The organism is Bradyrhizobium sp. WYCCWR 12699 (assembly GCF_032144035.1).
Classification (GTDB): domain Bacteria; phylum Pseudomonadota; class Alphaproteobacteria; order Rhizobiales; family Xanthobacteraceae; genus Bradyrhizobium.
In genome coordinates, this window is record NZ_JAVTJN010000005.1 from 308,486 (window position 1) to 322,215 (window position 13,730).

15 protein-coding genes are annotated in these 13,730 nt (G+C 65.0%); 3 read left to right on the top strand and 12 right to left on the bottom strand.

Annotation, left to right across the window (positions count from 1 at the left end):
- Window positions 1-3 precede the first annotated feature (3 nt).
- Window positions 4-858: a C40 family peptidase gene (locus tag RPS27_RS06130; RefSeq protein ID WP_212067866.1), complete on the bottom strand. Its 855-nt coding sequence runs from the start codon at window positions 856-858 to the stop codon at window positions 4-6.
- Window positions 851-2,224, bottom strand: a complete 1,374-nt coding sequence (locus RPS27_RS06135) for a leucyl aminopeptidase family protein (protein WP_212067867.1) — start codon at window positions 2,222-2,224, stop codon at window positions 851-853. Before RPS27_RS06135 ends, RPS27_RS06130 begins: the two co-directional genes overlap by 8 nt.
- A gap of 199 nt (window positions 2,225-2,423) precedes the next feature.
- Between RPS27_RS06135 and RPS27_RS06140 the strand changes: the two genes are divergently transcribed.
- Together RPS27_RS06140 and RPS27_RS06145 are read left to right on the top strand one after the other, a co-directional pair.
- Complete coding sequence (locus tag RPS27_RS06140; RefSeq protein ID WP_211415859.1) at window positions 2,424-2,627, top strand: hypothetical protein; 204 nt, start codon at window positions 2,424-2,426, stop codon at window positions 2,625-2,627.
- 190 nt (window positions 2,628-2,817) lie between these two features.
- Window positions 2,818-3,633 (top strand): tetratricopeptide repeat protein, encoded by an 816-nt coding sequence (locus RPS27_RS06145; protein WP_211415860.1) that lies wholly within the window; start codon window positions 2,818-2,820, stop codon window positions 3,631-3,633.
- Between the two features lie 61 nt (window positions 3,634-3,694).
- Here RPS27_RS06145 and RPS27_RS06150 read toward each other — a convergent pair whose 3' ends face one another.
- The 10 genes from RPS27_RS06150 to RPS27_RS06195 form a co-directional block, all read right to left on the bottom strand.
- Window positions 3,695-4,669 carry a type II secretion system F family protein gene (locus tag RPS27_RS06150; RefSeq protein WP_211415861.1) on the bottom strand — a complete coding sequence of 325 codons (975 nt, stop codon included), beginning with the start codon at window positions 4,667-4,669 and terminating at the stop codon, window positions 3,695-3,697.
- Between the two features lie 9 nt (window positions 4,670-4,678).
- Window positions 4,679-5,656, bottom strand: coding sequence for a type II secretion system F family protein (locus tag RPS27_RS06155; RefSeq protein ID WP_194404474.1), 978 nt, complete (start codon window positions 5,654-5,656; stop codon window positions 4,679-4,681).
- A gap of 13 nt (window positions 5,657-5,669) precedes the next feature.
- Window positions 5,670-7,139 (bottom strand): CpaF family protein, encoded by a 1,470-nt coding sequence (locus RPS27_RS06160; protein ID WP_194404473.1) that lies wholly within the window; start codon window positions 7,137-7,139, stop codon window positions 5,670-5,672.
- A gap of 21 nt (window positions 7,140-7,160) precedes the next feature.
- Window positions 7,161-8,429 (bottom strand): CpaE family protein, encoded by a 1,269-nt coding sequence (locus RPS27_RS06165; protein WP_212067868.1) that lies wholly within the window; start codon window positions 8,427-8,429, stop codon window positions 7,161-7,163.
- Window positions 8,426-9,160: a CpaD family pilus assembly protein gene (locus RPS27_RS06170; protein ID WP_194404471.1), complete on the bottom strand. Its 735-nt coding sequence runs from the start codon at window positions 9,158-9,160 to the stop codon at window positions 8,426-8,428. Before RPS27_RS06170 ends, RPS27_RS06165 begins: the two co-directional genes overlap by 4 nt.
- A gap of 19 nt (window positions 9,161-9,179) precedes the next feature.
- Window positions 9,180-10,655, bottom strand: a complete 1,476-nt coding sequence (locus RPS27_RS06175; RefSeq protein ID WP_194408458.1) for a type II and III secretion system protein family protein — start codon at window positions 10,653-10,655, stop codon at window positions 9,180-9,182.
- 11 nt (window positions 10,656-10,666) lie between these two features.
- The gene (gene cpaB, locus RPS27_RS06180; protein WP_211415863.1) at window positions 10,667-11,467 is read right to left on the bottom strand and encodes a Flp pilus assembly protein CpaB; all 801 of its coding nucleotides are present in this window, start codon (window positions 11,465-11,467) and stop codon (window positions 10,667-10,669) included.
- Window positions 11,468-11,595: 128 nt separating this feature from the next.
- Window positions 11,596-12,120 (bottom strand): prepilin peptidase, encoded by a 525-nt coding sequence (locus RPS27_RS06185; RefSeq protein WP_194404469.1) that lies wholly within the window; start codon window positions 12,118-12,120, stop codon window positions 11,596-11,598.
- 124 nt (window positions 12,121-12,244) lie between these two features.
- Complete coding sequence (locus tag RPS27_RS06190) at window positions 12,245-12,385, bottom strand: hypothetical protein (protein ID WP_313753940.1); 141 nt, start codon at window positions 12,383-12,385, stop codon at window positions 12,245-12,247.
- Window positions 12,386-12,461: 76 nt separating this feature from the next.
- The gene (locus tag RPS27_RS06195; RefSeq protein WP_194404467.1) at window positions 12,462-12,626 is read right to left on the bottom strand and encodes a Flp family type IVb pilin; all 165 of its coding nucleotides are present in this window, start codon (window positions 12,624-12,626) and stop codon (window positions 12,462-12,464) included.
- A 268-nt stretch (window positions 12,627-12,894) separates the two neighbouring features.
- Between RPS27_RS06195 and RPS27_RS06200 the strand changes: the two genes are divergently transcribed.
- Window positions 12,895-13,722, top strand: coding sequence for a sterol desaturase family protein (locus RPS27_RS06200; RefSeq protein ID WP_194404466.1), 828 nt, complete (start codon window positions 12,895-12,897; stop codon window positions 13,720-13,722).
- Window positions 13,723-13,730: the final 8 nt, after the last annotated feature.

A 13,730-nucleotide genomic window follows, 5' to 3' on the forward strand; every position in this document is an offset into this window, starting at 1 on the left:
CCGTCAGAGCCGCTTGATCGCGACGACCTCGCTGCCGGCCTGCCTGATCCGCGCAATGGCCGGCTCGATCGGCTCGATCATTGTCGCCATGTGATGCGCGTTGGCATGAACCATCGTGCTGCCGTCGCGGACGATCGCGACGTGGCCCTTCCAGAAGATCAGATCGCCGCGCTGCAAGCGGCTTCGCTCATGCGGCTCAAGTGCGCGGCCGAGACCGGCCAGTTGCATGTCGCTGTCGCGCGGGCAGCCGATCCCCGCTGCTGTCAGCGAGACCTGGACGAGGCCGGAGCAATCGATGCCAAGACTGCTCTTGCCGCCCCAGAGATAGGGCGTGCCGACGAAGCGATCGGCGACCGCGACGAAGTCCGGTTCGCGATGATCGAGCGGAGCAATATGCGTCTTCGGCAGATATTTGCCGTCGCGCGTCACGGCGAAGCTGCCATCCTCGCGCGCCACGACGAGCCTGGATCCCATGGCCAGCGTGTCGGCCGGCGGCAGCTTGATCGAGGGGCCGGGGAAGGCAAACGTCCTGAGGGCGCTGACCTTGTGGGTCGGGTCGGCCGTGGGCTTCGCCAGCGCCGCGTCCGGCAGCCAGCCGACATAGCCGTCGTCATTGAGCTGGCCCCAGGCCCAGCCCTCGCCGTTGCGGTCGTAGATGGTGACGCGTTCGCCGCGCAGGGCCTCCGTCATCAGCATCGCGTTCGACGACGGCTGCTCGCGCACCGGCGCGACCGGTTCGACCACCTCGCATTCCTCGCCGGTGACGAAGCGATCCGCCGCCACCTTGCCTTCCAGATATTTCGCGGCGAGGTCGCCCCGGGCCGGCGTCAGCCGCGGATCGTATTGTGGATCATGCATAGCGCTCGCTCAGCAAAGTGTAGATGGCGCGTGCGGCCTGGCACTCGCCGCCTTCGGGACGCGCGGGCTTCGCCGACGGTGTCCAGCCATAGATGTCGACATGCAGCCAGCTGTCGGCACGCTCGACGAAGCGCTGCAGGAACAGTGCGCAGGTGATCGAGCCGGCAAAGCCGCCCGATGGCGCGTTGGTGATGGTGGCCGTCTTGGAGTCCAGCCAATTATCGTAAGGCGCCCACAGCGGCATGCGCCACAACGGATCGTTCTCCCTCACCGCGCAGCGCGAAAGGTCGGCGGCAAGGGTCTCGTCATTGGTGTAAAAGGGCGGCAGATCCGGTCCCAGCGCGACACGCGCCGCGCCGGTCAGCGTGCCCAAATCAATCAGCAGGTCGGGCTTCTCCTCGTCGGCCAGCGCCAGCGCGTCGGCGAGCACCAGGCGGCCTTCCGCGTCGGTGTTGCCGATCTCGACGGTGATGCCCTTGCGCGAGGTGAAGATATCGAGCGGACGGAAGGCATTGCCGGCGACCGCGTTCTCGACCGCCGGAATCAGCACGCGCAGCCGCACCTTCAGCTTCGCATCCATCACCATGCGCGCCAGCGCCAGCACGTTGGCGGCGCCGCCCATGTCCTTCTTCATGATCAGCATGCCGCTCGACGGCTTCAGATCGAGCCCGCCGGTGTCGAAGCAGACGCCCTTGCCGACCAGCGTCACCTTGGGATGAGCAGGATCGCCCCAGCCGATGTCGATCAGCCGCGGCGCGCGGCTCGATGCCATGCCGACGGCGTGGATCAGGGGGAAGTGCTTCTCCAACTCGTCGCCGATGGTGCAGCCGAAGCTCGCGCCGAATTCCGCGGCGAGGTCCAGCGCGGCGGCGGCCAGTTCCTCGGGCCCCATGTCGTTGGACGGCGTGTTGATGAGGTCGCGCGCCAGCATTGCCGCGTCCGCCATCCGGTCGATTTCAGTCGCATCGACACCTTGGGGCGGCACCAGCCGGACGTCGGGCCTGTCAGCCTTGCGGTAGCGCGCGAAGCGGTAGCACCCCAGCGCAAAAGCGAGCGCGGCCAGCCGCGTATCGTGTGCTGCATTGGCGAAGCGATAAATGCCGGGCGGCAGCAGGCCGGGCAGGGCGCCGGGCCGGAACAGGTCACGCGATCTTGCCGAATCGTCCTCGAGGCCGAACAGCACTTGCGCGATCGTGCCGTCGGACGTGGGCAGCGCGAGATAGCCGCCCGGCTTGGCGGTAAAGGCGCTCGCGGTGGCGAACTGGCGCTGCGCCGGCGGCAACGTCTCGGCGACCTGATCCCAGCTCGATTTCGTGACGAAAATGATCGGGATGGCGGTGGGCGACGTCTCGAAGACAGAAGGCATTGGCGGGTCCGGATCGTCGGATCAAACGGGTCGTGCGAACGGACGAGACTTCGCAGAGTTTCGCCGTGGCTGCAATCGGCTTTGCAGTCACCGTCTGGCGAGCCGCTACTCGCGGCAAGGGGGCCATGCTAGGTTCCGGCAATGGCCGCCAGGAATGGAGATCCGGCGACCGACGACACGCGCGCCGGGAGGAAATGCAATGGAATTTGTGTGGAGCGTGGTCACATTTGTCGGCCATGCCATCGAGGCGATTTTTGGCTATGTCGAGCACCACCACTGGATCTTCGCGCTCCTTGCCGGCGGCTACGTCTTCTATCTTCACGACCGCTCCGTCCACGCGCGGTTCGATGCGCTCGACAAGCGCATCGACGAAATCCGCAAGCGCCTTGCCATCGAATATTGAGACGGCAATTGCTGCGGGATCTGAACGGCAGGCGACGGCGATCGGTCTCGATCTCGGCCTCGGCAATGAAGCCCGGCCGTAGACGCCGCCGCGAGCGCGGGGGCCGGAAGGGGCGTTAACCGGCCGTTAGGGTTAACAGCCTATTGCTGGCGCGTTCGGCTCGATCAATCGGCTCGAGAGTCAAGGCGTCATGCGTCAACGGTTCAGTCTTGCCCGGCTTCTTGCGTCCACTTCGCTGGTCGCGGCGGTGGCCATGGGCCTCGGCGGCTGCACGGGCATGTCGAAACTCTCCGATGTGACGGGCTCGATCGGCGGACCACGGGCAGAGGCGGCTCCGACCGATCCCGCGCGCGCCGTCGAGGTCTATGGCGAGCGCTACCGCGCCAATCCCAAGGACTCCGAAGCGGCGCTGGCCTATGGCCAGGCCTTGCGTGCCAACGGTCAACGCGCCCAGGCCGCCGCCGTGCTCGAGCAGGCGACCATCGCCAATCCCGGCAACAAGGCGCTGCTCGCGCTATACGGCCGCGCGCTCGCCGACAACGGCAATTTCCAGCAGGCTTACGACGTGCTGTCGAAAGCGCATTCGCCCGACAATCCGGACTGGCGCCTGCTCTCGGTGCAGGGCACCGTGCTGGACCAGATGGGCCGTCACGAAGAGGCGCGCTCCTATTATGCGAGCGCGCTCAAGATCGCGCCGGGTGATCCGGGCGTGCTTTCCAATCTCGGCCTGTCCTACATGCTGTCGAAGGATCTGCCCAAGGCCGAAGAGGTGTTGCGGCAGGCCTACGCCTCGCCGCGCGCCAGCAGCCGCGTGCGCCAGAATCTCGGCCTCGTCGTCGGTCTCCAGGGCCGCTTCGCCGAGGCCGAAACCATCGTGAAGGCGGATCTGCCGCCGGACCAGGCCGCGGCCAACGTCACCTATCTCAAGGAAATGCTGAGCCGCAGCGACGGCCATCGCGGCGCGCCGAAGCGAACCCCGGTCGCCTCGCTCAGCCAGCCCGACTGATCTGATCCGATCTTCAACTGCCGAGATCGTCTCACGGACCGCCTGCGGTCAGTGGCGCGTCTCACTGCATCTCGGTGATCTTGATGCCGGTCGGTCCGAGAATGACCACGAACAGCACTGGCAGGAAGAACAGGATCATCGGCACCGTCAGCTTCGGCGGCAGCGCGGCGGCCTTCTTCTCGGCCTCGTTCATGCGCATGTCGCGGTTTTCCTGTGCCATGACACGCAAGGATTGACCCAGGGGCGTGCCGTAGCGTTCCGCCTGCTGAAGCGCGAGACAGACCGACTTAACGCCCTCGAGCCCGGTGCGCCGCGCCAAATTCTCATAGGCAACCTTGCGATCCTGCAGGTAGGACAGCTCGGCCGTGGTCAGCGTGAACTCTTCCGACAGCGCGATCGACTGTCCCACGATCTCGACGGCGACCCTACGGAACGCCATTTCGACCGACATGCCGGATTCGATACAGATCAGCAGCAGGTCGAGTGCATCGGGAAAGGCGCGCTTGATCGAGAGCTGGCGCTTGGAGATCGCATTCCTGAGGAACAGCATCGGCGCCTGGAGGCCGAGATAGGCCGCGCCGACGCAGATGCCGATCTTGATCGGCATCGGCTTATCCATGTGCGCGATCACGAAGACGTAGATGACCGAGCCGACGAAGAGCACGATCGGGGCGACCATGCGGGCAAACAGGAAGGTGATGTAGGGCGCCTGGCCGCGGTAGCCGGCCATGATGAGCTTGTCCCGCGCCGCCTCTTGCGCGAGCCATTTGGTGAGGTTGAAGTCTTCCACGACCTTCGAGACGAGCTGCTTCGGCGTCTGGCGCAGCGAGACCTTTTCGTTCTTGTGAAGGCGCTCACGCTCGCGCTGCCGGATGCGCTCACGCTCACTCGCGACCGCCTTCATGCGCTTGGAGAGTCCCTCGCCGGCGAACAGCGGCATCACCAGCGTATAGACGGTGGCGCTGGCGGCAATGGCCGCCAGCAACATGGTCATGAAGCGGACGTCATGCAGTTTCGAAACGAGGAACTCGACCATACGGCACCGTCAAAAGTCGAAATTGATCATCTTTTTCATCACCATGATGCCGATCGACATCCAGACGACGCAGCCGACCAGCATCAGCTGGCCGGTAGGATGAGTCCAAAGCAGCGAGATGTAGTGCGGCGTCGTGAGGTAGACGAGGAACATCACGATCGGCGGCAACGAACCGATGATGCCGGCCGAGGCCTTGGCTTCCATCGACATCGCCTGGATCTTCTCTTTCATCTTCTTGCGGTCGCGCAGCACCTTGGAGAGGTTGCCCAGTGCCTCCGAGAGATTGCCGCCCGATTTCTGCTGGATCGAGATGACGATGCCGAAGAAGTTGGCTTCGGGCAGCGGCATGCGCTCATAGAGCCGAGAGCAAGCCTCGCCCAAGGGCATGCCGATCGCCTGCGTTTCGATGATGGCGAGGAACTCGCTGCGCAGCGGCTCTGGTGCATCCGCAGCGACGACCTTGATCGATTCGAACAGCGGCAGGCCTGCCTTGATGCCGCGGACGATGACGTCGACCGCGTCGGGGAGTGCCTTCAGGAATTGGTTTTCCCGGCGCTTCTTCAGGAAGCCGAGGGCCCAGCGCGGCAGGCCCAAACCTCCGGCAAAGGCCAGGCCGGCGGCGCCGAGCAGGCCACCCCCGACGAACAGGGCTCCTGCGAACAGCACGCCCGCCAACACGGCGGACACGATCCAGAATTTCTGCGGCGTCCAATCCAGGCCGGCCTGGGACAAGCGGATATTGAGCGGAACGCTCTTTTCCTGCTGCCGCCGTGCCTCGAGATCCTTCAGAGACGTCTCGACCTGCTCGCGGCGCGATCGCTGGCTCTTTTCGCTCTGCTTGGCCGCGGGCGCGTCTGCGCGGGCGATCGAGGCACGCCGGCCTTCCGCCTTCCGTTCCCCGGAGAGCAGCGGATAGAGGAAGACCCATGCGATGCCGCCGACCGCTGCGGTGGCAAGAAATGCGAGGGCGAGAACCTGTATGTTCATGGCGCTGACCTGCTCACGTCGTCGGCGCCACTTCCGCGGCGTCGAGCGCGGCGGCAAGGCGCTTCTCCTCGCCGTAATAGCGGGCGCGTTCCCAGAACCTCGGGCGGCCGATACCGGTCGAGCGGTGGCGGCCGATGATCTTGCCGTTGGCGTCCTCGCCGATCATGTCGTAGAGGAAGATGTCCTGGGTGATGATGGTGTCGCCTTCCATTCCCATCACCTCGGTGATGTGGGTGATGCGGCGCGAGCCGTCGCGCAAGCGCGCGGCCTGGACGATGACGTCGATCGAGGCGCAGATCATCTCGCGGATGGTCCGCGAGGGAAGCGAGAAGCCCCCCATCGTGATCATGGATTCGCAGCGCGACAGGGCTTCGCGCGGGTTGTTGGCGTGCAGCGTGCCCATCGAGCCGTCATGGCCGGTGTTCATGGCCTGCAGCAGGTCGAACGCCTCGGGTCCGCGGACTTCGCCGACGATGATGCGTTCGGGCCGCATACGCAGGCAGTTGCGTACCAGTTCGCGCATGGTGACCTGACCCTCGCCCTCGATATTGGGCGGACGGGTTTCCAGCCGCACCACATGGGGCTGCTGGAGCTGGAGCTCGGCGGCGTCCTCGCAGGTGATGACGCGCTCGTCGTGCTCGATGTAATTCGTCAGACAGTTCAGCAGCGTGGTCTTTCCGGAGCCGGTGCCGCCGGAGATCAGCACGTTGCAGCGGACGCGGCCGATGATCTGGAGAATCTCCGCGCCTTCCGGCGAGATCGCGCCGAACTTGACCAGCTGATCGAGCGTCAGCTTGTCCTTCTTGAACTTGCGGATGGTGAGTGTCGGGCCGTCGATCGACAGCGGCGGCACGATGGCGTTGACGCGCGAGCCGTCGGCGAGGCGCGCGTCGCAGATCGGCGAGGATTCGTCGACGCGCCGGCCGACCTGGCTGACGATGCGTTGACAGATGTTGAGGAGCTGCTGGTTGTCGCGGAAGCGAATGCCGGTGCGCTGGATCTTGCCGGCGACCTCGATGTAGACGGTGTTGGCGCCATTGACCATGATGTCGGCGATATCGTCGCGCGACAGCAGCGGCTCCAGCGGACCGTAACCCAGAACGTCGTTGCAGATGTCGTCGAGCAGCTCTTCCTGCTCGGCGATCGACATCACGATGTTCTTGATCGCGATGATCTCGTTGACGATGTCGCGGATTTCCTCGCGCGCGGATTCCGAGTCCAGCTTGGCGAGCTGCGCGAGGTCGATCGCCTCGATCAGCGCGCCGAAGATGGTCGCCTTGACCTCGTAATAATTGTCCGAACGCCGGCTCTCCATGGGGGGAGGCGGCGGCGCCTTGACCGGGGCAAGCGGCGGCGAAGCGACGGCCGGCGGAGGCGGGGCGCGCGACACCGTCGGCGCCGGAGCCTGGGCAGGCTCGAGCGACACGGCGCCGGGCTTGGGCGCCCGAAGGTCGGTGTCTGTTCCGCTACGCTTACCGAACACTTAACAACTCCACGCGGGGGTCTATTTTCCCCGCAACTTGTCAATCAGGGGTGAAAGCAGGGAAGACTTTTGCTTCTTGGTCTCGCTGCGGCCGGTCAGGCGCTGGGCGATCTGAAGGAACATCTCGATCGACTTGTGGTTGGCGGAGATCTCCGCGATCATCTGGCCGTTGTTGGCCGCCGAGCCGAAGATCTGCGGCTCGAACGGGATCGACACGATCGGCTGGCTCTCGATCGCCTTGGCGAACTCCGCGGCGGCGATTTCGGGCCTTTTCGGCACGCCGACCTGGTTCAGGCAGTAGAGCGGCGGCCGGTCGTTGGGACGCGCCGCCTTCAGCAGATCGAACAGGTTCTTGGTATTGCGCAGATTGGCGAGGTCAGGGGCGGCCACGATCAGGATGTCGTCCGCTCCGATCAAGGCGCGCTTGGTCCAGCCCGACCATTGGTGCGGGATGTCGAGCACGATGCAGGGCATGGTGGAGCGCAGCGTGTCGAACACGGAGTCGAAGGCGTCGGTGCCGAAATCATAGACCCGGTCGAGCGTCGCCGGCGCCGCCAGCAGGCTGAGATGGTCGGTGCATTTCGACAGCAGGCGGTCGATGAAGGCGGTGTCGACCCGGTCGGGCGAGAACACGGCGTCGGCAATGCCCTGCGGCGGATCCTGGTTGTAGTCGAGCCCGGCGGTGCCGAAGGCGAGGTCGAGATCGGCGACGACGGCGTCCATTGCGAGGTCGCGTGCGATCGCCCAGGCGACGTTGTGGGAGATGGTGGACGCCCCGACGCCGCCCTTGGCCCCGACCACGGCGATGATGCGGCCGACCGCCTTGGCTTCCGGCGCCGAGAACAGGTTGCAGATCGAGCGTACGACGTCGATCGCGCCGACCGGCGCGAGCACATAGTCGCTGACGCCGCGGCGCACCAGCTCGCGGTAGAGCATGACGTCGTTGATGCGGCCGATCACGACCACGCGGGTGCCGGCGTCGCAGACGGTGGCGAGGTGGTCGAGCCCGCCCAGCAGGTCGTTGCGGCCGTCGCTCTCGAGCACGATCACGTTCGGGGTGGGAGCCGAGCGGTAGGCTTCGATCGCGGCCGCCATGCCGCCCATCTGGATCTTGAGGTGGGCCTTGCCGAGACGGCGATCCTCGCCGGCCGACTGGACCGCGGCAGCGGTTTCCACGGTCTCGCAGAAGGCCTGGACCGAGACGCGGGGCGCTGGGGCAATATGCTCCTCGACCGGCGGAGGCGCTGCGTCCGGCTGCTCTTCTTGTGTCTGGCGAGCGTAGCTGATCATTTGCCGGTATCGCTGAGTTTGGCCTTGTCGGCCTCGGGATAGGTGGTCGCGCTCGTCGTTCCCTTGCGATACTTCTCGAAGCCGGTGATGCGCCGGGGCGTGTAGGACGGCGTTTCAGGTCGTGGTTGCTCGAGATCCGACGGATTGTCGACCATCGCGGCGAGGTTGCGCTGGTAGGCGCAGCCGTAATTGTAATAGTCCTTGTTCTCGAACCAGGTCTTGTTCTTGATCGAAGGGCCGATGTCGTCGGGCCACAGGCCACAGGGGCCCGCGATCGCGGCGACCTTGGAATAGGTGAGGCGGATCGGCGGCAGGAAGCGCTTGTCGTCGGGCTGGTAGGGGCGAACATTGATGCCCCGCGGCGGAACGCCTGCCCCGGCCAGCATCGCCTGGATTTCGCGCATTGAGTCCGCGACCGGACGCGCATTGGGCGTGCCGGACGGCACGTCGATGCGGATGGCGCCTGTGCCCTCGTGCAACCAAGCCGATGCGACGCCCATCACGTCGGCGCGCTGGGCAGCGGTCAAGCCGCCGCGGGCATGGCCGACGAAGACGACGATCGAGCGGTTTTGCTCCTCGATCGCGATCGGATGGCGCTGCTTGTAGTCGTCCGGAATGGAAGCGGTGACGACCTCGTCGTGTTGGCAGCCGCCGAGCGCGAGCGCCATGCCGACGAGCGCACCGCCGAGGCGAATGGCGCGTTTGCGAAGCTGGGGTGGTCTTGTGATCATCGTGAATCCCCGTTTCGCATCAGTCGGTAATGAAGCCGTAAGTGCCGCGGTAGTTCTTGGCCGGTTCGGTCCGGCCGGGCACGCCGTAGATGCGGTTGATGTTGCCGAGCAGCTGGGCCTGAGGATCCGCAGGCGGGGTGAAGCCGTCATCCGGTCGCGACAGGTCCTTTGGCGCCACCGCGCGAACGACATAGGGGGTCACGATCACGACCAGCTCGGTCGCGTTGTTGACGAAGTCGCGGCTGCGGAACAGCGTGCCGAGGACCGGGAGCTGCATCAGTCCCGGCAGTCCGCTGATGGCCTGCTTGGTCTGCTGCTGGATCAGGCCGGCCATCGCCATCGCGCCGCCGGAGGGAATTTCCAGCGAGGTCTCCGCGCGGCGGGTCCTGATCGAGGGCACCGTCAGCGAATTCACCGAGGTCGAGGTGACGGCCTGCGACAGCGTGATCGCGTTTTCGTTCGAGAGCTCCGAGACCTCGGTCATCACGCGCAGGCTGATCTTGCCTTCGCTCAGCACCACGGGGGTGAAGTTGAGCGAGATGCCGAACTTCTTGAAGCTGATCTGGGTGGTACAGACATGGGTGGTGGGGTCGCACGCATAGCCTGCCGGGACCGGGAATTCACCGCCGGCGATGAACGTTGCCGATTCACCGGAGATTGCGGTCAGGTTCGGTTCGGCCAGCGTGCGGATCACGCCCGCGGTTTCCATCGCGCGCAGGGTGGCCTGCACCGACGACGCGCCGCCGAACTTCGTCGTCAAATTGTTGCCGTCCACGAGGTTCTTGCCGAGAGCCGTGAACGGATTGGAGTTGGTGAAGCTCACCACCGACGTGCCGTAGTTGAGGCTGGCGCTCAGGTCGATGCCGAGCTGCTTGACGATGGTGCGCTGGACTTCCGCGACCGTCACCTTGAGCATGACCTGGTCGCGGCCGCGCACCACGATCGAGTTCACGACCTTGTCGGCGCCGCCGGCCAGGCGCGCCGCGAGATCGTTGGCCTGCTGCGCCTCCATCGGATTCGCCGCCGTGCCGGTCAGGACAATGCCGTCGCCGAGCCCGTCGATTTGAATGTCCGAATTGGGCAAGATCTGCTTCAGAGCGGCGCGCACGCCGTTGAGGTCGCGCTTGACCGCGATGTCATAGGCCGCGATCTGTTGCCCCGCGGAATCGAAGAACACGATATTGGTCTGGCCGACCGTGGCACCGATGATATAGGCGCGCTGCGCCGAGCGGACCACCGCGTTGGCGATCTTGGGATCGGCGACCAGCACATCCTTGATGTCGCGCGGCAGGTCGATCACGATGGATTTGCCGACGCCGAGCGAGAGGAAGCGCGCGTTCATCTGGCCATCCGCGGCGGCCGAGGCCACGGGACGGTAATCGGCGGCGACCACGGGGTTCAACACCGGGTTGAGCGCCAGCGCGAAAGCGGCCGAAAACGACAGGGCGCGAACCGCCGAGGTTCGCATCGTCGTCAAATCCACCCTGTGCTTCATATCGACTGTCTTCATCGTGCTTTCGCCGTCTGACTTGGAATGCCGTAGCGAATGATCGAAATACCGTCCCGCTTCTGCGCGGAATCATCGAGCGTGATTTCGCTCATCTTGACGTCGACGATGCTGCGCAGCGCCAGCGACAGCGTGCCGCTCTGGCGGGCCGCGGAGAGTGTCGCGGTCTGCGCGGGATTGAGCTCGAGGGTGACGGTCTTGCCGACCACCGCGTTCTGGCCGTCCTTCTCCTTTGGCGCCTGGTCGATGGCCAGGACGCGGATATTGGCCAGGATGATCTCGGAGGTGACGACGTCGGGGGCGCCGCTGGTCTGGTCCGGGTTCTTCAGCCGGCGCGTCAGAAGGACGTCGACGCGATCGTTGGGCAGGATGAAGCCGCCCGCGCCGGTTTCCGGCGAGATCTCGGTCGAGATCGCCCGCATGCCGGTGGGCAGGATTGCCGCCATGAAGCCGGAGCCTTCGGCCTTGACCAGCTTCTGGTCGCGGATCGGCTCACCTTGAATGAAGGGGGCGCGGGCGATGGAACCGGTGACCTGGGTCGCGCCCTCTGGACGCTCGTTGCGGCGGATGAAGGTGGCGCTGGCGGTCGCGGCCGGCCAGGTCTGCCATTGCACGTCTTCCGGCTTCACGGTCTGGCCGAGACCGATGTCGTTCTTGGCCACGAGAACGTCGACGGTTGGAAGCTGTGCGACCGGAGCCGCCGGAGGCGGCGCAGATTGGTCCGAGCCGCTCGCCAGGTACGCGGCCACACCGCCGGCGCAGATGGCGACCGTCAGGACGACAATGCGTGCCCTATTCATACGCTTCACTTTCCAACAAGACGCCGCGACGCTGCCGCCGCCGTAATCGGCAGTTGACCAGCTATTCGTCAAAGCATGGTTAATGAGGCGTATCTAAATCGCCTTAACGCCGGGTTTACCCGGCGCGTTCAGCGCAGTGCGAGGTGGGCGAGGTCGATCGCCTTCACCCATTCGGTCTCCGGGTAGACCATCAGCGCGCCAAGCGTGAGCGCGATGCCGTAAGGAATGCCGGTTTGCTTGTCGTGCAGCCGTGCAAGCCAGGCCTGTCCCGCCAGGCCGTAAGGCAGGGGCCATTGCCGGAACTGGAGCAGCAGCAGCGTCAGCGCGCCCCCGAACAATGAGGCGTAGAGCAGGAAATCCATCAGGGGCGTGAAACCAAACCACAGCGCGACGGAGGCGGCGACCTTGGCATCGCCGCCGCCCATCCAGCCCATTGCAAAGCAAGCAAAGGCAATGACGAGGAGAAGCGCGCCGGCGCCGACATGACTGAGCATCTCGTAAGGTGCCATGCCACCGGCGAGGGCGAGCGCGAAGAAGCCTGCGACCAGCGCCAGCGACACGCGGTTCGAGATCGTCATCGTGAAGAGATCGCTCGCGGCGGCGAACGCCATCAGGGCAGGGAAGAGCAGAAGGCGCGCAAGGTCGAGGATCATGGGCTGCGTCTTGAGGCCTGGGTTTGCCGCGGGAACTGGCGTCGCCGGAGTCTAGCCACGAGTTGCTAAACAAACCGACAACGGCAGCGAGGGGCACGCGGGGCCGAAACCGCGGAACGCGTGCTTACCAGACGCTGGCAATGCGCGCGGCGAGTGCGACCGTCGCGAGCAGCAGCGCAAGGCAGACCCAATAGACCGGCGAGCCGGCCTGCGCCGCCACCGCCTCGTTCGCCGCGACTGCGGCATCGGTTCTGTACTCGCGCAACGCCACTGGAACTCGCCGTCTTCAGAAAAACAAAGGCCCCGGAGGTCCGGGGCTTTTGCCGTCGTTCGCTTGTCGCTTACTTCAGCGAGGTGCTGATCGCGGTGAACTTGGCGTTCAGCGTGGTGCCGAGGCTGTTGACGACGGTGATGATGGCCAGCGCGATGCCGGCGGCGATCAGGCCGTATTCGATGGCGGTGGCGCCGGACTCATCCTTCGCAAAACGCGCAATCAAGTTCTTCATGAACAAAACTCCATTCGGTTGGGATCGCCTCGTTCGGCGCTGTCTATGACGCGGTGAACATGAGAGCCGAGCTCTTTCGGTAGAGTTAATTCGATCGCGCAAACCGGCTTCTGGCGAGATGCTTTGGTCCAGAGTGAATTTCGCCTTAAAGCCGGGGCTTCAATTCTCTCCGGTTCCAGATGCATCGCCAGCGCAGCGGCCGCTTCATCCTCCCTTAAATTTCACGGAGTAGGCGTAAGAGGATTGGAATTCGCGGAGAGAGGCGACGATGTCGAGCCTGCCCATGGAAGTCGCCCTGATGCTCGGCGAGACCATCGCGAAAGTGGTCCCCGTCACCTTCGTGCTCGCGGCGGTCTTCACCGTGCTCGAGCATTTCTGGGCGTGCAATCCCGGCGCCCCGTGGTGGCGCAAGCGCGAGATCATCACCGACATCTGCTACTGGTTCTTCGTTCCGGTGTTCGCCCGCACCATGCGGATCGGACTGCTGATCGTCGGCGCCGGCGCCGTCTTCAACATCCACGATGCCGACGAGCTCATCGCCTTCTACGACAACGGCCATGGTCCGCTGGCGCAGCTCCCCCTGTGGGTGCAAGCCCTGCTGTTCCTGGTTCTGTCTGATTTCATGCTGTACTGGATCCACCGGCTTTTCCACGACGGCGGTTTCTGGAAGTACCACGCCATCCACCATTCGTCGGAGGAGATCGGGTGGATTTCCGCGGCCCGCTTCCATCCCATTAATCTGATGCTCGGGACGATCAGCGTCGACGTCGTTCTGCTGATGGCCGGCATCTCCCCGAACATCATGCTCTGGGTCGGCCCGTTCACCACCTTCCATTCGGCCTTCGTGCACGCCAATCTGAACTGGACCTTCGGACCGTTCAAATATCTGCTGGCAACCCCGGTGTTCCACCGTTGGCACCACACCTCGCTCGCGGAGGGCGGCAACACGAATTTCGCCGGGACGTTCCCGGTCTGGGACGTGCTGTTCGGCACCTTCCGCATGCCGGAGGGGCAGCTTCCGCAGGACTACGGCAAGGACGAAGCGGCCATACCGAAGGAGATCGCGGGCCAATTGGCCTATCCGTTCCGCCGCTAGGCTGGAGA

What these genes read in the sequence shown, in the direction of transcription:
- RPS27_RS06130 (WP_212067866.1), bottom strand. Translation starts at nt 858, where the DNA reads ATGCATGATCCACAATACGATCCGCGGCTGACGCCGGCCCGGGGCGAC.
- RPS27_RS06135 (WP_212067867.1), bottom strand. Translation starts at nt 2,224, where the DNA reads ATGCCTTCTGTCTTCGAGACGTCGCCCACCGCCATCCCGATCATTTTC.
- RPS27_RS06140 (WP_211415859.1), top strand. Translation starts at nt 2,424, where the DNA reads ATGGAATTTGTGTGGAGCGTGGTCACATTTGTCGGCCATGCCATCGAG.
- RPS27_RS06145 (WP_211415860.1), top strand. Translation starts at nt 2,818, where the DNA reads ATGCGTCAACGGTTCAGTCTTGCCCGGCTTCTTGCGTCCACTTCGCTG.
- RPS27_RS06150 (WP_211415861.1), bottom strand. Translation starts at nt 4,669, where the DNA reads ATGGTCGAGTTCCTCGTTTCGAAACTGCATGACGTCCGCTTCATGACC.
- RPS27_RS06155 (WP_194404474.1), bottom strand. Translation starts at nt 5,656, where the DNA reads ATGAACATACAGGTTCTCGCCCTCGCATTTCTTGCCACCGCAGCGGTC.
- RPS27_RS06165 (WP_212067868.1), bottom strand. Translation starts at nt 8,429, where the DNA reads ATGATCAGCTACGCTCGCCAGACACAAGAAGAGCAGCCGGACGCAGCG.
- RPS27_RS06170 (WP_194404471.1), bottom strand. Translation starts at nt 9,160, where the DNA reads ATGATCACAAGACCACCCCAGCTTCGCAAACGCGCCATTCGCCTCGGC.
- RPS27_RS06175 (WP_194408458.1), bottom strand. Translation starts at nt 10,655, where the DNA reads ATGAAGCACAGGGTGGATTTGACGACGATGCGAACCTCGGCGGTTCGC.
- cpaB (WP_211415863.1), bottom strand. Translation starts at nt 11,467, where the DNA reads ATGAATAGGGCACGCATTGTCGTCCTGACGGTCGCCATCTGCGCCGGC.
- RPS27_RS06185 (WP_194404469.1), bottom strand. Translation starts at nt 12,120, where the DNA reads ATGATCCTCGACCTTGCGCGCCTTCTGCTCTTCCCTGCCCTGATGGCG.
- RPS27_RS06195 (WP_194404467.1), bottom strand. Translation starts at nt 12,626, where the DNA reads ATGAAGAACTTGATTGCGCGTTTTGCGAAGGATGAGTCCGGCGCCACC.
- RPS27_RS06200 (WP_194404466.1), top strand. Translation starts at nt 12,895, where the DNA reads ATGTCGAGCCTGCCCATGGAAGTCGCCCTGATGCTCGGCGAGACCATC.